General features: G+C 42.0%; 17 protein-coding genes and 3 pseudogenes. 7 read left to right on the forward strand and 13 right to left on the reverse strand.

The window, feature by feature from the left end; all coding sequences use genetic code 11:
* The first annotated feature begins 5 nt into the window (after positions 1-5).
* Entirely contained in the window at positions 6-998 is a 993-nt protein-coding gene (locus ABJ384_RS05260) for a 2Fe-2S iron-sulfur cluster-binding protein (protein ID WP_349929315.1), read from the forward strand.
* 31 nt (positions 999-1,029) lie between these two features.
* Here ABJ384_RS05260 and ABJ384_RS05265 read toward each other — a convergent pair whose 3' ends face one another.
* Together ABJ384_RS05265 and ABJ384_RS05270 are read right to left on the reverse strand one after the other, a co-directional pair.
* Entirely contained in the window at positions 1,030-1,677 is a 648-nt protein-coding gene (locus ABJ384_RS05265) for a response regulator (RefSeq protein WP_349929316.1), read from the reverse strand.
* A complete protein-coding gene (locus ABJ384_RS05270; RefSeq protein ID WP_349929318.1) occupies positions 1,668-3,149 on the reverse strand; it encodes a PAS domain S-box protein in 1,482 nt (493 codons plus the stop codon). Before ABJ384_RS05270 ends, ABJ384_RS05265 begins: the two co-directional genes overlap by 10 nt.
* A 366-nt stretch (positions 3,150-3,515) precedes the next feature.
* Between ABJ384_RS05270 and ABJ384_RS05275 the strand changes: the two genes are divergently transcribed.
* Entirely contained in the window at positions 3,516-4,403 is an 888-nt protein-coding gene (locus tag ABJ384_RS05275; protein ID WP_349929320.1) for a DMT family transporter, read from the forward strand.
* Between the two features lie 71 nt (positions 4,404-4,474).
* Here the strand turns inward: ABJ384_RS05275 and pcaD are convergent, their stop codons facing one another.
* The 7 genes from pcaD to ABJ384_RS05310 form a co-directional block, all read right to left on the reverse strand.
* Positions 4,475-5,254 carry a 3-oxoadipate enol-lactonase gene (gene pcaD / locus ABJ384_RS05280; RefSeq protein ID WP_349929322.1) on the reverse strand — a complete coding sequence of 260 codons (780 nt, stop codon included), beginning with the start codon at positions 5,252-5,254 and terminating at the stop codon, positions 4,475-4,477.
* A gap of 93 nt (positions 5,255-5,347) precedes the next feature.
* Complete coding sequence (pcaF, locus tag ABJ384_RS05285) at positions 5,348-6,550, reverse strand: 3-oxoadipyl-CoA thiolase (protein ID WP_349929324.1); 1,203 nt, start codon at positions 6,548-6,550, stop codon at positions 5,348-5,350.
* A 148-nt stretch (positions 6,551-6,698) separates the two neighbouring features.
* Complete coding sequence (locus tag ABJ384_RS05290) at positions 6,699-7,355, reverse strand: 3-oxoacid CoA-transferase subunit B (RefSeq protein WP_349929325.1); 657 nt, start codon at positions 7,353-7,355, stop codon at positions 6,699-6,701.
* A 19-nt stretch (positions 7,356-7,374) separates the two neighbouring features.
* Positions 7,375-8,046, reverse strand: a complete 672-nt coding sequence (locus ABJ384_RS05295) for a 3-oxoacid CoA-transferase subunit A (RefSeq protein ID WP_349929327.1) — start codon at positions 8,044-8,046, stop codon at positions 7,375-7,377.
* Positions 8,047-8,190: 144 nt separating this feature from the next.
* A complete protein-coding gene (catA, locus tag ABJ384_RS05300) occupies positions 8,191-9,111 on the reverse strand; it encodes a catechol 1,2-dioxygenase (protein WP_349929328.1) in 921 nt (306 codons plus the stop codon).
* 163 nt (positions 9,112-9,274) lie between these two features.
* The gene (catC, locus tag ABJ384_RS05305; RefSeq protein ID WP_349929330.1) at positions 9,275-9,565 is read right to left on the reverse strand and encodes a muconolactone Delta-isomerase; all 291 of its coding nucleotides are present in this window, start codon (positions 9,563-9,565) and stop codon (positions 9,275-9,277) included.
* A gap of 30 nt (positions 9,566-9,595) precedes the next feature.
* Positions 9,596-10,705: a muconate/chloromuconate family cycloisomerase gene (locus tag ABJ384_RS05310; RefSeq protein WP_349929332.1), complete on the reverse strand. Its 1,110-nt coding sequence runs from the start codon at positions 10,703-10,705 to the stop codon at positions 9,596-9,598.
* A 113-nt stretch (positions 10,706-10,818) separates the two neighbouring features.
* Here ABJ384_RS05310 and ABJ384_RS05315 point away from each other — a divergent pair, with 113 nt between their 5' ends.
* From ABJ384_RS05315 to ABJ384_RS05330, 4 genes and pseudogenes are all read left to right on the forward strand, one after another.
* The gene (locus ABJ384_RS05315; protein ID WP_349929334.1) at positions 10,819-11,697 is read left to right on the forward strand and encodes a LysR family transcriptional regulator; all 879 of its coding nucleotides are present in this window, start codon (positions 10,819-10,821) and stop codon (positions 11,695-11,697) included.
* A gap of 203 nt (positions 11,698-11,900) precedes the next feature.
* A pseudogene (locus ABJ384_RS05320) lies at positions 11,901-12,066 on the forward strand (transposase); the annotation flags it as partial.
* A 394-nt stretch (positions 12,067-12,460) separates the two neighbouring features.
* Positions 12,461-12,748 carry a hypothetical protein gene (locus ABJ384_RS05325; protein WP_349929336.1) on the forward strand — a complete coding sequence of 96 codons (288 nt, stop codon included), beginning with the start codon at positions 12,461-12,463 and terminating at the stop codon, positions 12,746-12,748.
* A gap of 179 nt (positions 12,749-12,927) precedes the next feature.
* Positions 12,928-13,374, forward strand: a complete 447-nt coding sequence (locus tag ABJ384_RS05330) for a hypothetical protein (RefSeq protein WP_349929337.1) — start codon at positions 12,928-12,930, stop codon at positions 13,372-13,374.
* Between the two features lie 13 nt (positions 13,375-13,387).
* Here ABJ384_RS05330 and ABJ384_RS05335 read toward each other — a convergent pair.
* The 4 genes and pseudogenes from ABJ384_RS05335 to ABJ384_RS05350 form a co-directional block, all read right to left on the reverse strand.
* Positions 13,388-13,555: pseudogene (locus tag ABJ384_RS05335) on the reverse strand (IS3 family transposase); the annotation flags it as partial.
* Between the two features lie 3 nt (positions 13,556-13,558).
* Positions 13,559-14,016, reverse strand: a pseudogene (locus ABJ384_RS05340) (transposase); the annotation flags it as partial.
* Positions 14,017-14,278: 262 nt separating this feature from the next.
* Positions 14,279-15,163 carry a dihydrodipicolinate synthase family protein gene (locus ABJ384_RS05345; protein ID WP_349929339.1) on the reverse strand — a complete coding sequence of 295 codons (885 nt, stop codon included), beginning with the start codon at positions 15,161-15,163 and terminating at the stop codon, positions 14,279-14,281.
* A 2-nt stretch (positions 15,164-15,165) separates the two neighbouring features.
* Positions 15,166-15,951: an aldolase gene (locus ABJ384_RS05350; RefSeq protein WP_349929341.1), complete on the reverse strand. Its 786-nt coding sequence runs from the start codon at positions 15,949-15,951 to the stop codon at positions 15,166-15,168.
* Between the two features lie 90 nt (positions 15,952-16,041).
* Between ABJ384_RS05350 and ABJ384_RS05355 the strand changes: the two genes are divergently transcribed.
* Positions 16,042-17,505: a PLP-dependent aminotransferase family protein gene (locus tag ABJ384_RS05355; protein ID WP_349929343.1), complete on the forward strand. Its 1,464-nt coding sequence runs from the start codon at positions 16,042-16,044 to the stop codon at positions 17,503-17,505.
* Positions 17,506-17,509: the final 4 nt, after the last annotated feature.

Consider the following 17,509-nt stretch of genomic DNA (forward strand, 5'->3'; position numbering starts at 1 on the left):
GCGCTATGTATAAAATCCAGATTGAAGGACAGGGGCAATTTCAATGCGCAGCAGACGATGTTCTGCTGCGCGGCGGTTTGCGTGAAGGTTTAGGCTTGCCTTATGAATGCAATGCCGGTGGCTGCGGAACCTGTAAAATTGAAGTGTTGTCAGGTGAGGTGGAAAATCTGTGGGAAGACGCACCCGGATTGTCTGATCGCGATAAACGTAAGCGACGTGTATTGGCTTGCCAGTGCCGGCCTAAATCGGACTGTGTGATCAAGGTTCGTTTAGACGAACAATGCACGCCTAAAATTTTGCCAAAACAGCAAGCCGTCAAGCTCAAGCATGTCCAGCCGATTACCCATGATATTTTAGAAATTCATTTGCAGTCGGATGAACCAGCCCAATTTATTCCAGGGCAATATGCATTGCTCTGGGTGAATCAGGAATTACTGCGTGCCTATTCAATGTCGAACTTGCCGAATGATGAAGGACTGTGGGTCTTCCAGATTCGCCGTGTGCCGGATGGCAAGATGACCAATTTACTGTTTGATGAGCAACAACGACAACATGCTGTGATTCAGATTGACGGACCTTATGGTCTGGCGCATTTGCAGGAACAGCCACGTCCGATTGTTTGCGTGGCTGGTGGCTCGGGTCTTGCACCCATGTTGGCCATTGCCCGTGGGGTTGCAGTCAATCCGCATCTGCAACATCACAAGGTCTGGTTCTTCCACGGTGGACGTGAACAACGCGATTTGTTGACCGAAAATCAGCTCAGGGACTGGACCGAATTGGGTGAACGTCTCAATTACGTGCCTGCCACGTCTTCAGAACTGATAGACGGCATCCGTTCCGGTTTCATTCATGATGTAATCAATGATGTGCTGGGCGAGCAATTACTTGAACATGAGATTTACTGTGCAGGGCCACCGCCGATGGTGAAATCCATTGAACAGATGGCGCATCAGGCAGGTATTCCACAACAACAGATTCACTTTGACCGCTTTTTCTAACTTAATTTGAATGAAACTATACAGGCGATGGTTAACCCATCGCCTGTATAGTTTTGTCCCGGCACATCAGCACCATATTCACAATCTGTGCGATCGACTCAGTGCCCAGTTTCTGACGGATATGGGTGCGATGAATCTCGACAGTTTTATGGCTAATATTCAGCATCTGTGCGATATGTTTGCTGGACAGACCATCCACCAGCAAATTGATAATTTCGTTTTCCCGTGGTGACAAGGATTGCAGTTTCAACAATTGCTGTTTGCGATTTTCAGCTGCGACAAAGTCCTGTTCTGCCTGTTGCAGGCAGGCCTGAATCTGGTTCAGCATATGCTGCGGATTAAAGGGTTTTTCCAGAAAATCAAAAGCACCGGCTTTCATGGCATTTACCGACATTGGAATGTCCCCATGACCAGTCATGAAAATGATCGGAATGTAGGCTTTCTGCTGATTAAGCTGTTGCTGTAACTGCAGACCACTCATGCCACGCATGCGGATATCCAGAATTAAACAGGTTGGGGTATTTGGCCGCGGGTAATTTAAAAATTCGGTCGCATTGCTAAATGCTTTGGTTTCTAGCTGAACAGAGTCTAACAACCAGGTCAATGAATTCCGGATATCCTGATCATCATCAATCACATAGACAATGGGCTCGGGAACATGAGAATTATTTAAATACATTTAGCACGCTCCTGTGCAGACAATGAAATATTAAAAATCGCGCCGGATTCACCTTGGCAGACCCATAAATAACCCTGATGGTTTTCAATGATGCTACGCGATAAAGTCAGTCCGATACCCATGCTGTCTTTCTTGCTCGAATAAAAAGACTCGAACAGCTGTTCCGGATTTTGTCCTTGCAGTCCCGGACCATTGTCAGCAATCGCAATCCGGGCATGCTGGTTATGCTGCCAGGTCCGGATATAGATATCACGCTGACCTTCAGGATTACGTTGCAACGCATCTACCGCATTAAAGACCAGATTAATGATGACCTGGCTAAACAGGGTTTCATCAGCAGAGATAGAAACTGGTGTCACACTCAGTTCATAATGAATGGTACAGCCACCCTGATCAGCTTTCAGTCCAACCAGGGGATGTAGATCCTGAATCAGTTTATTTAGCGAATAAACCTGAAAATTGGCTTCGCCTTTGCGCAAAAAGCTGCGCATACTGTGAATAATCTGGTTGACCCGTTTGGTTTGATCCAGTGCGGCATTCATGGCATCCAGCGTTTCAGTGGTATTGGCCAGACCATTTTGAATACGGATAATGCTGCCACCTACATAATTATTGAGTGCAGCGAGAGGCTGGTTCAGTTCATGCGCCAGTGCTGTCGCAAGTTCGCCCATGGTTTTACAGCGTGACATATGGCCCAGCTGGCGTTCCCGCGCCCGCGCCATTTCTTCCGCTTCAAGCCGTTCTGTAATGTCGCGGTAATTGATCAGAATTCCCTGAATATCCGGATGGTCGAGCAGGTTGCGATAGGTTGCTTCATGGTGCCGCCATTTACCATTATGGTGCAAAATTTTATAATGCAGCACTCCAATGGACTGTTCATCTGGTTTTTTAAATAACAGTTGCCGGACTTTGATACGGTCATCCGGATGAATGACACTCAAGACATTTTTATTTAAAACAAAGCGGTCACGATAACCCAAAATATGTTGCAGAGAAGGGCTGGCATACAGCAGTTTGCCTTGCAGATCCAGAATCGCGATGCCATCACCCGAGTTTTCCAGCAGCATCTTGAAATACTGATCTTTAGACTGCAGCTGATACTGATATTTCTTGATTTCGCTAATATTACGAACCAAAGCCAACAGTTTGGGCTGATGTTCAATTTCAACGGTTTTCAGGCAAACTTCAACAGGAATCTGCTGTTGATTCTGCGCTTGAATCATCCATTCGAACGTAATCGCTTCATGGCTGGCGGCTTGTTGAACCTTTTTTAAGGCATGGTTAAAATTAAAACCGTGGCTATGCGCACTGATTTTTTCCACACTCATTTTTGTTAATTCGGATTTGCTGTAACCGGTGAGGTTTTCAGCTGCTTCATTGACGTCCATGAACTCAACACTGCCGATATCATGCACAAAAATAGCATCACCCGCCTTATCAAAGATGGTTTGATAATAATTTAAGCTGGTCATTCTGTTCCTTACCCTGGATGGCGTCCGGCTATCTGGTAGAGGTGTGTCCGATCTTCACTGATAAACACTTGTAGTTATTGCATTTCATATTGCAGTAAACTGCTGGGTAATGCAATTAGACTTGAGGTTTAATTACATACTTTAAACAGATAGAAATGCGAACTTGGGTGCCTATCTTCACCGCATTTATCAAGCAATTATGGTGCCAAATTAACATAAAAAATCGACAATTGGGTTCAATTAATTTTTATCATTTCAGGTAGAAAGGAAAACTTTAAGCTATTAAAAGGCATTCCTTTTTTAATTAGTCATTTAACTATCACTGGCATAAAATTAATTGACTTTTAATGCACTGGCGCAAAATTCATGGCAATCAGCTGGATTTTCTTTACCTTGATGGCTGCATTTATGCAGGCCTGGCGTAATGCCTTTCAAAAGCAGCTGAGTACCACGGTAGATGTCTGGGGAGTCACTCTGGCCCGGTTTATTTTTGGATTGCCATTTGCTGCTCTTTACCTCAGCAGTCTGTATTATTTCAAGCCGATTAAAAGTATCGTCCACTTCACGCCAAAGTTCTGGGTCTACATTGTGATTGCAGCTTCCAGCCAGATTTTAGCCACTGCATTGATGGTACAGCTGTTTAAGCAAAAAAATTACGCGATTGGGGTAGGGCTGGCTAAAAGTGAAGCGATACTGGCCGCGATTATTGGCGTAACTTTTCTGGCTGACCATTTGTCCTTTCTGGCCTGGATTGGGGTGGCACTGGGTGGTTATGCGGTATTTTTGCTGAGTAAAGGCCAGCAGATGGCCGGGTTCTCAGCCAAAACACTGGCTATTGGCATCGGAAGCGGTTTAAGTTTTGCCATTACTTCGCTACTGGTACGAGAAGCCAGTCTGGAACTCACCAACTTACCGAACTTGCACCGTGCAGCATGGGTATTACTGCTGGTGATCAGTTTCCAGTGTATCAGTATGCTGCTTTATCTGGGGCTGTTTAGTCGCCATACTTTAATTGCCATGTGGCAACGTTTGGGCCTAACCTTTAAGGTAAGTGTGTGCAGCTTTATGGCATCGCTCGGCTGGTTCACTGCCATGAGCATGATGAGTGTACCGGTGGTCAAAACCTTAGGCCAAATCGAGATTCTGTTTAGTATGCTGATTTCCGCTTATTTCTTTAAAGAAAAACTGGCCCGTGCGGAGCATTGGGGATTGGTGCTGGTAGTAATTGCGGCAATTTTAGTGATCTGGGCCTGATGCGAGAAAAAGATGGAAAAGATAAAAAGCCACTTCGAAAAGTGGCTTTTTTACTCTTGCTCTGTGCTTTTTTAAGCTGCAATAAATTTTTGCACCGCCTGATTAAAGGCTTCAGGTTGCTCTACATTGGAAATATGCGAGGCATTGATTTCAAACAGCTGACTATGGGCAATACGTTCTTGCATGAACTGACCATCAGCCACTGTAGTTACCGGATCTTGCTGACCTGCTATTACCAGTACCGGCACAGGAATATCTTTCAGCTGTTCACGTAAATCCGCTTTAGCCAAAGCTTCACAACAGCTTGCATAACCTTCGCTGCTGCCAGCTTCCAAGTCGTTTTGAAGATTTTCAACTACTGTTGGGTTGCTTTGGATAAAGGGTTCGGTAAACCAGCGTGATGCTGCGGTAGAAGCGATTGGTTGAAGGCCTTGTTCACGTACCAATGCGGCACGCTCATTCCAGGCCTGTTCCTGACCAATTTTGGCTGCGGTGTTGCAGACAATCACGTGGCTAAAGCGTTGTGGATAATGAATAGCGAGCCATTGACCGGTTAAACCACCCATTGAAATACCGCAGAATGCAGCTTTTTCAATTTTTAAATGATCAAGCAGATTCACCACATCTTGACCCAGTTGATCAAGGCTATAAGGACCTTGTGGCGCAGATGAAGCCCCATGACCACGGGTGTCATAGCAAATCACAAAATAATCCTGTTTGAAGTGATTAAATTGTTTTTGCCACATCCCATAATTGGTGCCGAGTGAATTAGAAAAAATCAAGGCTGGCTTAGATGCATCACCAAAGGTTTGATAATTAATCTGTGCATCATTCGATGTAAAAGTTGGCATTAAAATCCCTCCCGACCTCCCTTTCTTGCATTTGATTCAAAGCAGTACTTTGAATCTACATTCAGGGAGGAGGTTTATATTTTTAATAGTCTGTTAGACACGTTCAATAATCAAAGCGATGCCTTGACCGACACCAATACACATTGAACACAGACCGTATTTACCGCCAGTCTGTTCAAGCTGGTTGAGTGCAGTCGTTACAAGACGCGCGCCAGATGCACCAAGTGGATGACCTAAAGCAATTGCACCACCATTTGGATTGACTTTCTCTGAACCATCTTCAATGCCTAAGTCACGAGTACATGCTAAAGCTTGTGCTGCAAAGGCTTCGTTCAGTTCAATCACGTCCATCTGTTCAATGGTCAAACCTGTTTGTGCCAATAATTTCTTGATGGCAGGTGCCGGACCAAAGCCCATAATGCGTGGCTCAACGCCGACTACTGTTGAACCGATAATTTTGGCACGCGGTTTTAAGCCATGTTGAGCAACTGCTTCGTCAGATGCAATCAACAGTGCTGCTGCACCATCATTAATACCGGATGCATTACCTGCAGTTACGGTACCCTCTGCTTTTACGACTGGTTTCAGTTTTGCCAAAGCTTCTGGTGTTGTTGCACGTGGGTGTTCGTCTTTATCCACTACAACAGCATCGCCTTTACGCTGCGGGATCACCACAGGAATAATTTCTTTATCAAAGAAACCACGTGCTTGTGCTGCCGCTGTACGTTGCTGGCTGGTTAAAGCAAACAAATCTTGATCTGCACGGTTGATGTTGAACTGTTCCGCCAGGTTTTCAGCTGTTTGCGGCATGGTTTCTACGCCGTACATTTCTTTCAGTTTCGGGTTAATGAAACGCCAGTCCATGGTGGTGTCTTCAATTTTTTGCCTACGACCATAGGCAGATTCAGATTTACCCATCACAAATGGCGCACGGCTCATTGACTCGACACCACCAGCAATAATCAGTTCAGCTTCTCCTGCTTTGATGGTACGTGCTGCAATGGCAATAGCATCCAGTGATGAACCACAAAGACGGTTAATTGTCGTTGCTGGAACTTGGTAAGGCAGGCCTGCAAGCAGGGATGACATACGCCCCACGTTACGGTTATCTTCACCGGCCTGGTTGGCACAGCCATAAATCACGTCATCAACCTGTTCCCAATTGACTGATGGATTGCGTTCCATTAAGGCTTTGATTGGAAGTGCACCAAGATCATCGGTACGAACAGGAGCAAGGCCACCGGCATAACGGCCAAATGGGGTACGGATGGCATCTACGATATATGCATTTTTCATTGTGTATTTCTCACATATTTAAAAGAAGAAAACTCCTCCCTTTTTTAAAGGGTGAGAAGCATTGCTTCGCAAGGGAGGGATTTAATGAAGTAGTTTTATTCCTCAAATCCTCCCTAAATCCCTCCTTTAATAAAGAAGGGACTTCCCCTTAATTTGATTGAGTTGCATCAATCAGTTTGGCACCGGTCATTGACTGCAATTCTTCAAATGACAGACCTTCAACTTTTTCAATCACTTTCATGCCTTCAGGTGTCACGTCAATCACACACAGGTCTGTATAGATTCGGTCAACACATTTCAGGCCAGTCGCAGGATAAGATAGCTCAGCCACGATTTTTGGCTCGCCTTTCTTGGTCACGTGATCGGTGGTAATGAATACTTTTTTCGCACCAACGGCTAAGTCCATTGCACCTCCAACCGCAGGAATCGCATCCGGTGCACCAGTATGCCAGTTAGCCAAGTCACCATTTTCAGCGACCTGGAACGCACCCAATACCGCGATGTCCAGGTGACCACCACGCATCATGGCGAATGAATCACCGTGGTGGAAGAAGGCACCACCTTCAAGTAAGGTCACAAATTCTTTACCGGCATTGATCAGCTCAGGATCACGGTCTTCTTCAGCAGGAGGAGGACCGAAAGCCAACAGGCCATTTTCAGAGTGCAAGAATACGTCTTTGTCTGAAGGCAGGTAGCTGGAAATTTTGGTGGGTAAGCCAATGCCGAGGTTAACATAGGCGCCATCAGGAATATCTTGTGCCACACGTTCAGCGATCTGGTCACGGGTCAGTTTGCTATAGCTCATTGTTTCTCTCCGATACCGATTATTGTGCAGGTTTAACTTGAACAACGTGTTGAACAAAAATTCCCGGGGTGATGATGTGTTCAGGATCCAGTGCACCCAGTTCAACCACTTCAGATACCTGAGCAATGGTCACGTCTGCTGCCATCGCCATAATCGGACCGAAGTTACGCGCAGATTTACGGTACACCAGGTTGCCCCAACGGTCGCCTTTATGCGCCTTGATTAAGGCAAAATCCGCCTTGATCGGGTTTTCTAAAACGAAGTCTTTACCTTCATAGTTTAGGGTCGGTTTGCCTTCAGCCAGAAATGTTCCAAAACCTGTAGGTGTGTAGATTGGACCCAAACCCATACCAGCAGCCTGAATCCGGCAAGCCAGGTTACCTTGAGGAACCAGTTCCAGTTCGATTTTGCCGGCACGATATAGTTCATCAAACACCCAAGAGTCAGACTGACGCGGGAAAGAACAGATGATCTTGCGCACAGCACCCGTCTTTAAAAGTTTGGCCAGACCGTAATCGCCATTACCAGCGTTGTTATTCACAATAACCAGATCCTTGATGCCAAGCTCAATCAGGCCATCAATCAGCTCTGCCGGCTGACCCGCTGTACCAAAACCGCCAATCATGATGGTCGAACCATCCTTAATCTGGGAAAGTGCTTCAATCAGTGAAGTAGAACTTTTATCGATCATGAGGGTGCCTGAATAATAGATATATAATTAAAAATAAAGTTGTTATTGATCAATGTGTTGTAAAATTATAATCCATAACAACTTTATTCATTTTACAGTTAATAGAGAATGGATAGGTTCGTCCTATCCATTCTCTAGAATGTATTAAGCGCTTGCGCGGCGACGTTCAATTTCAGTAGAAGGAGCAGTCTTTGTTTCTTTCACAAGCTCAACGTTGAACTGAATGTGTTTGAATGGTTTATTTACACCACGACGGGCAATTTCAGCTTCATCAGTTATATCAACTGCAGTTGCTACGAGACCTTCACGGGTCGCGAATGCAAAGTCATCCCAGAGGTATTTGTCACCTTCAATATTGAACTGAGTGGTTAGCTTACGGTAGCCTGGTGCAGACACAAAGTAATGCACGTGTGAAGGACGATTCCCATGACGGCCTAACTTGTCTAGAACGAACTGAGTTGTACCTTCCGGTGGGCAACCATAACCCACTGGCATCGTGGTTTGAGCCACATAACGGCCATCTTGATCAGAGAAAATGGTACGACGCAGGTTAAAGTCAGACTGTGACTTGTCGAAAAATGAATAGTTGCCCAGGCTGTTGGCATGCCAAACTTCAACTTTTGCGCCTTCGATGATGTTGCCATCAGTATCTGTCACGATACCTTCAATAAACAGGGTATCGACTTTGTCTGATTCAGAACCGTCATCCATACGGGCAAAGCCGACTGATTCAGGTGCACCTGCTACGTATAGTGGACCTTCGATGGTACGTGGTGTACCACCTGAAATGCCTGCCTGTGCATCTTTTTCATCTGCACGTAAATCCAGAAAGTGTTCCAGACCCAGACCAGCAGCTAACAAGCCTAATTCGTTGGCTTGACCTGCATCTGTGAGGTATTCCAGACCTTTCCATACTTCAGATTGAGACAGATCAAGGTCTTCAATCGCCTGGAACAGGTCAGCGACCAAACGTACTACCACTTGTTGAACGCGTTCATCCACTGGACCAGATGCAGTGTCCACGTTCATTTTTTTTACTAAAGCGTCGATTGCTTGACGGTTCATACTAATGCTCCTTAAGTATGCTTATTTATTTGGTGGCTGGTGTTTCACTCATCATGATTGAAACCTGGCTGCCACTATCCTTGTTAATTACCCTCTGAATATCCTGATTGGATGTGTTCAGACTTGGCCGACCCGGAGATTTCCAGGTCTAGCCTGAATTTGCTTAACGGTCATCTTCACGAATTGAAGATGGGTGACGGTTTAAAGCCATCACTTCGATGTTCATATAGGGAAAAAGCGGCAAGCCTTGCAAAATCATGTGCAGCTCTTCATTGCTTTCCACATCAAAAATGCTGATGTTTGAATACTGGCCCGTGATCCGCCAGATATGGCGCCATTTGCCTCGCTGCTGTAATTCCTGTGAATAAGCTTTTTCAATAGCCTTAATCTCATTGGCTTTTTCAGCTGGCATATCCAGCGGAATATTCACATCCATTCGTACATGAAACAGCATGTTCCACTCCTTGATCCGTTATGGTGTCGCTTATTTGCGGCGAAGGTTATCGATTTTATCTTCATCCATTTCAATGCAGAGTCCTGCACCTTGAGGCAGGTGCAGTGCAAAGTTCTGGTATTGCAATGGTGTTTTCAGAATTTCTTCAGTGAGCAGCAGAGGACCAAAAAGTTCGGTACCAAATGCCAAATTTTCAAAGGTCGAGAACAGGTGAGCAGAGGCGATTGTTCCTACAGAACCTTCCAGCATGGTGCCACCATACAGGTCGATCCCTGCAAGATTGGCAATAGTTGCCACATCACGACCTTCTAGCAAACCGCCGGATTGAGCTACTTTAACTGCAAATACTGATGCTGCATTGGTACGAGCCAGCTTGTAGGCACTGCTTGGACCCATCAGTGATTCATCTGCCATGATGGCAATATCAAAACGTCGGGTCAGGCGCTGCATGGCATCAATATTATCGATGGCACATGGTTGTTCAATCAGATCCACACCACCTTCTTGCAGTAGGGTAATACCTTTAATGGCTTCCAGTTCTGACCAGGCACGGTTGACATCAACACGGATCGAAACTTCATTGCCGAGTGCTTTCTTGATTGCCAGCACATGCTCCACATCAGCTTCGACGGCACGTGAACCAATTTTCAGCTTGAAGAAATTATGGCGTTTTGCTGCCAGCATTTTCTGAGCTTCAGCAATGTCTTTTTCAGTATCACCAGAAGCCAGTACCCACAGCACTGGTACGCTGTCACGCAGGCGACCACCCAACAGTTCGGAAAGCGGTAAGCCTAGACGTTGTGCTTGAATGTCCAATAGAGCAGTCTGGATTGCGCATTTAGCAAAGCGGTTGCCATTGATATTTTTTTTCAGAACTTGCATGGTCTGCGCAACGTTTTGTAGATTGAGTGACTTCAACAATGGGCTGAAGTAGGTATCAATATTGATTTTGATGCTTTCTGGGCTTTCTTCACCATAGCCCAGTCCACCAATTGTGGTTGCCTCACCCCAGCCAGTAAATCCGTCCTGGGTCTCAATTTTGATCAGTACCAATGTCTGGGTCTGCATTGTCGCGACCGCCATCTTGTGAGGGCGGATAGTTGGGATTTCGACAAGTAACGTTTCTATTGATCTGTACATATCGCTGTATAATCTATTATTGAATATAGAATACCTTATTTGAATTTTTTTTGCGAAAATAGGGTATAAATAGTATTTTAATATACTTAAAAGGTATTTAATGGGGCGATTCAATGGAATTAAAAACTTTAAAGTATTTTGTAACAGTAGTAGAAGAAAAAAGCATAACTAAGGCTGCTTCGAAATTGTGTATGGCACAACCCCCTTTAACACGACAAATTAAAAATTTAGAGTCTCAACTGGGGGTAACTTTATTTGAGCGAGGTACACGTCCCGTAAAAACAACAGAAGTAGGACAATATTTTTATCAATATGCTGTTCAGATATTGACCTTGTCTGCACATGCCAAATCAATGGTAAATAGATATAAAGTAACAGATACTACAGTACGAATAGGTTATGTAAGCTCATTATTTTACTGGAAATTACCAGAGTTAATTGATTATCTGAGAAGAAATATTAATGGTATTAAAGTTGAGTTGGTTGAGTGTGGGACTAGAGAGCAAGTTGAAGCTTTAAAACTTGGAAAAATTGATATTGGGTTTGGACGACTAGGAATTAGTGATCCTTCAATAAAAAGAACAATTCTAGAACATGAGAGACTTTTACTTGCCGTACATAATGATCATGCATTAGGCTATTATCATAATGAAGGGATTTATTTATCACAAATATTAAGTGAAATCATATATATATATCCAAATACCCCGAAGCCAAATTTTTCAACTTTTATTCAAAATATTTTCTCTGAATTAGATCTAATACCTCAAAGTTTAACTGAAGTAAGGGAAATTCATATGGCACTTGGACTAGTTTCATCCAGTGAGGGTGTATGTATAATTCCAAAAAGTGCAAGCGCTATTGGTATAAAAAATTTAAAGTTTCTTCCTATCCTAGATGAGGAAGCGTATAGCCCAATTACATTGGCTTATCGAAGTATAGATAATAATGAATATATTCAGCAGATTTTAGAATACATGAGTGATTTTTAGAAATCTTTAAAATTGTATTTCTCCTATTTAATAAACTCTATGAAGGAGCTGCTGATATCTCATAACGGTAACTAGATAAATATGCAGCCTAATTTGAGAATGAAACATCAACCTTGCTCTTAAGGAATATGTTTATTAATAACTTTAGTAATAACCGCGAATCGCGGATAAGAAATTAACTTGAAAAACAGAAGAGCATGAATCTGGTCTGTGATGATTACAGTGGTTATAAAGCACGCTTTAAATCAGGCCAGATCATTGAAGTGGGCTGCATGGCACAATGCACGTCGTAAATTCCATGAACTGCATGTGACCAGGAAAAGTCAGGTCGCTGGACAGGCATTACTGCTGATTCAGAAACTGTATGCTAAGGTTGCTGTCGACTAGATCCATCCTAAAACTAGTCATTTAGAACTTCCTGTTCTTTTGTGCTTTAATTATATCAATATGAAAATTTTTTTAAATTTCATATTTCTCAAAATTTTGTGATATATATCACACAAAATGATAATAAATTGATAATATTAAGTTTAATTAAGACGCTACTAAAGATACATATTTTATGCAATCAAAATCTATTGCACTATACGGATTATTCACATTGTGTACAGCAACAATGGTTACATCTACTAATGCAGGTTTTTTAAATAAACTTGTAGATAAATGGAATTCTATCGGATAAATCAGTGAAAAAGATTACGCCGCTTATCCGACAGCTCAAGAATATTTCGAACATAGATTTGACAAAAAACGAACTATAACAATGAACAATGTTTCATATGGTGCAGGCACCATTATGTGGGATAGAGCAAAACAATACTGTGACAGAGAAAAGGGTGAATTCATTCAGCTAAAAAAACATCCTATGCCACTTGTTCCATATAGAGGTGCTGAAGTTTTAAGCTCTCCAAATTTACAAAGTTATTATGGGCTGTTTCAGTGTAAGAAGCCCTCTAACTCATGGAAAGTATATTTCGACCATGAAAATGAACGTATTTTCCAATACCCATCACCAAATACAGCTTCTGATGTAAGTTACAACTTTGAGTAATCAGTATGAATAAATTACTTTATACAGTTTTCTGAAGTAACGCTGTACTTCTTACTGGATGCCAAGTAACAGGAGAAAAAACAGGTCTTTATCAAAAAATACTAGGCGGTTCATTTGCAACAGGTGTAGATACTAAAAGCTATTCTTTTGTTTCCAATGATAATGTGTTTTCAATTATTGTGCCTGAATCTGAATATAATGCCTATAAGCCAACAAAAGGATTAGTCGGAAGTAATGATTTTTATCAAATGACTGATACAAATTGGCATATTAAACATTATTTCTATAGTACATTTAGAAATCTTCATAGCTCACTTGGTAAATTAAATTTATGCCATTTAATGAGTTCTGATAATAGATATCCTGGTAAAAACAGTAGTCGTTCATGTAGTGATGTATCATTAAACTACTCAACCAAATCTACACAATCTGGATTTACAGTAACTTTTAAAGCATCAGAATTATTGATTTCAACAGATAATTATGCATTTTTTATGAAAAATAATGCACCTAATTTATTACTAGATGATGGTCGCATCAATACCGCTATCTTAGCTTCACAATTTGCTTATCGTGATCAATTTACGCAACTGTTAAATATGTCTGGACTGCTCCCAGTATCCTAGACACGAGACAGCCTCATTTTGAAGCTGCCTCAAATGCTTCTGGGCTCATTCCGTCGAGATACGAATGGCGCCTAATCCGATTGTAAAACATCTTGATGTAATCAAATACATCTGCTCGTGCCATTTCTCGTGTTTTATAGATCCTCTTTTTAATTCTTTCCTTCTTTAAGCTGCTAAAAAAAAGATTCATAACAACATGTAACTTACAGCCATAGAACCAGCCCATTGAGCTTTTACCACGGGATGCAATTTTGGCTAATGATTTATGACGTTGAATACGTTGATTTTTACAGACTGGTAGAGTCGTTGAATCAATCCATAAATATTGTTTATATTGACCTTTCATTACAGCTACATGTAAAGCATGTAGTGCATATTGATCAGGTGAATCATCCTTTGGTAACAGGGTAAGCTTTTAAATAAATGACTTTTATCCTGCTTCAACCATGAGAAGAATGCTTTGAAATTAATGAAGTGGGAGCAGTTATACCAAATGGCAATAAAGCAAATTTCAGAAAGTTTAAGTTGTGCAGTTCTGACTCTTAACGAATGACGGCTTTGTTTGAGAAATTTCCAATAAGTTGCTTCAAATTTCAGAAAGAAATCATCAATTACGCAGAATAATTCGGTACTATTGAACATCAGGACTAGGGCTTTAGGTTTTGTGTGGTAACTCAACTGATGGCTCTAGTCCTCTTATTTTTCAAGTCATTTTCTTATCTGCGATTCAGGTTAGCTAAAAAATGGATATTACTCCAATATCCATTTTTTAATTTAGATGAAGATCGATATGATATGAATTTGCATTTTACGATTCGATCTTCAATTTTTAGATAAGGCGAAAAAAAAGTCCATCAAAACTTAACTTTAAAGAGTCAAATACAGTGCTAAGAAACCTATAAAGTTAAATATGAGTTGCTTGCTTGATAAAACCTATTAATTGATTTGTCTCAGCTAAGCTTGCCTTTTGTAAAGGTTTTCTAGGGTCACCGACATTGAACCCAAGTTCATTCAGGCCCGCTTTCACTGTTTTCGGTAAACCACATTGCACGATGAAACGTAATAAAGGGAGTTGCTTATAAAAAAGGTTTTGTGCCTGAGCTAAATCACCATCTTTTACTGCTCGGTATAGTTGGTTCGGCAGTTTACCCAAGAGGTTTGGAGCAACGGTACACCAACCACTTGCGCCAGCACAAAATGCCTCAAGTGCTAGAGGATTACAGCCATTATAAAAAGGCAATTTCCCTTGTGTGAGCTCATGGAATTTATGCATACGTTGAATATCACCTGTACTGTCTTTTACCATAGAAATGTTTTCAATCTCTTCAAACATTTTGACAATTAGCTCAGGTGACATATCTAAACCACTCGTTGCAGGGTTGTTATAGACCATAATAGGGAGTTTAGTCGCTGCTGCAATTTGCTGGTAATATTCATAAACCTCCTGATCCGTCAGTTTCCAGTAGGAGACGGGAATGACCATAACCACATCAGCACCTAACTCTTCAGCCTTTTTAGCTTTTTGAATTGCCATTGAGGTCGTGAGTTCAGAAATACCTAGAATGACAGGTACACGATGATTAACAACTTCAATACTTTTTTGAGCGACTTGTTGCCATTCTTGCCAAGATAGATATGCACTTTCTCCAGCACTGCCAAGTGGTGCAATTGCATCACATTGATGCTCGAGTAGAGCATTTAACGTAATCGTCAATGCATCAAAATCAACTTCCTGTGTTTCAGCTTTAAAAGGAGTAATTGGGTAAGCAATAATGCCTTCTAATTTCATGGTTATTCTCCTTCAATGCAATCAGAGTGATTTTTCAAAGCTTTACGAGCGTAATAAGCGAAATTGATTTTGTTGCGTTTATCTGTAGACACCCAGTCGTGTGCTTCTTTGGCTAATTCGTGTGGAATCTGTTGAATTTGACCTGCTGCCATGGCCAAAAGTTGTAAGCGTGCCGTACGTTCAATCAATATAGCGAGATTGCAAGCTTCCTCGATGGTTTTTCCTGTGACCAACTGTCCATGGTGAGACAATAAAACAGCACGATTTTTACCCAATGCTGAAGAAATAAAGATCCCTTCTTCATTGCCAACAGGAACACCAGGCCAATCTCCTACGAAAGAACAATCTTCGTACAAAGCACAGGTATCCATATGTGAGATAACGAGAGGCACACGGAGCATAGACAACGCAGCGACATGCGTTGGATGGGTGTGAATAATACAATTCACTTCGGGATGCTCTTTATAAATCCAAGTATGGAAACGGTTGGCTGGATTTGCCATGCCTTCGCCATTTAAAGGATTAAGGTCTTGATCAACTTCTAATAAGTTGGCCGCAGTGATTTCATCAAAGCCTAAACCAAAACGTTGAGTAATAAAGGTATTACCTTTTTCCGTTCGGCTGGTGATTTGTCCAGCAAGTCCAGCATCATGACCATGATCAAATAAGATACGGCAAGTTAAGGCCAGTTTTTGTTGATCGGTGTAGTCTTCATCTTGAAAATGTTGTTGCATACTTTGTTGAGCGTTGTGCATGATCTGCTGTTTATCAAGTAGTGCAGTTTCCATAAGACCTCCTATTCGGTTGATTTGTCATTTGGACATGGGCAGAATAAGAAACTTGTGGATGGTAGAAAATATCCAGTTTTTAAAACTTATATGGTCCAGATAATCATGCAACAATCGTGGGAAATGCGACTACATCTTGCTGAACGTAAAGAAAAAACCATTTTTCTCAAACTCACAAACCAGATTATTCAGGAAATCTTGTCTGGGCGATTAAAGCAGGGCACACGTTTGCAAGGTTCGCGGACCTTAGCGGATGAGTTGGGGATTAATCGGAAAACAGTACAATCCGTTTATGAAGATTTAGAAGCTCAGGGCTGGTTAGTCTCAAAGCCAAGACAAGGGACGTTTATTTCTGAACACTTACCCGATCTCAAACTTGACTCAACATTAGCTCTAATGACATCAGCTCAAACTTCTACTGAATTATCTACTCCACAGGAAGCGGCGATTAGAAATGATGGGATTCCTGATACTCGATTGATTCCATATGAGTTATTTTCGCGTGCTTATCGTCATGCCTTGATTAAGGTGACGAGGCAGCAAATTATGGGGTATGGTGACCCGCAAGGGGTGCTGGAATTACGTCAAGCTTTATTAAATATGTTGTCAATGGAGCGATTTATTCAGACCACAATACAGCATATTTGTGTGGTTCGCGGAAGCCAAATGGGGATATTCCTTGCAGCTCGAGTGCTTGCCAAGCTACAAGTACAAGGTCAGGTCATTGTAGTGGAGCAGTGGTCTTATCCACCAGCAGTGGAAACTTTCTTATCCAACCATTTTCAAATTGTGCGGGTCAGATTAGATCAACATGGTCTAGATACCGAACACTTAACAGAAATACTAAAAAATCATTTGGTTGCAGCAGTCTATACTACGCCACATCATCAATATCCAACGACTGTTTCCATGTCGATGGATCGGCGACTAAAGCTTTTGGAACTATCTAAAACTTTTGATTTTTATATTATTGAAGATGATTATGATCACGAATTTCACTATGACAGTCGTCCTATCCCTCCTTTAATCAGTTTACCTGCTGCTGAAAAAGTGATTCATATCGGTTCATTGTCCAAAGTATTTTCACCAAGTTTAAGGGTGGGTTATGTGGTTGCTGATTTGGAAATTATCCAAGCCATGAAACAGGATATTTTACTCATTGATAAGCAGGGCAATGCCATTACAGAACTGGCGATTGCAGAGTTGATGCAACAAGGTGAAATCAAGCGGCATACACGGAAGATGCGCAAAATTTATCAAAACCGTCGAGATTTTGCCGTGATGACTTTTCAGCAATTTTTTCAGGACAACGTTGAGATTACTGCACCAGCAGGGGGAATGGCATTATGGGTGCGGTTTAATCTAGATTATCAAACTCACTATACTGAAGCTTTAAGTCATTTGCAGATTGATTCTGAATATTGCTTTGGTTCTCGTGTAGAAAATACCAGCTTAGAATATTTTCACATACGTTTTGGCTTTGCTTCACTGAATGAAACTGAAATAACCAAGATTATTCAAACATTACATCAAATTTTCATGACTGAATTGTAAGTTA

The sequence above is a fragment of the Acinetobacter sp. A1-4-2 genome, assembly GCF_040233925.1.
Taxonomy (GTDB): domain Bacteria; phylum Pseudomonadota; class Gammaproteobacteria; order Pseudomonadales; family Moraxellaceae; genus Acinetobacter.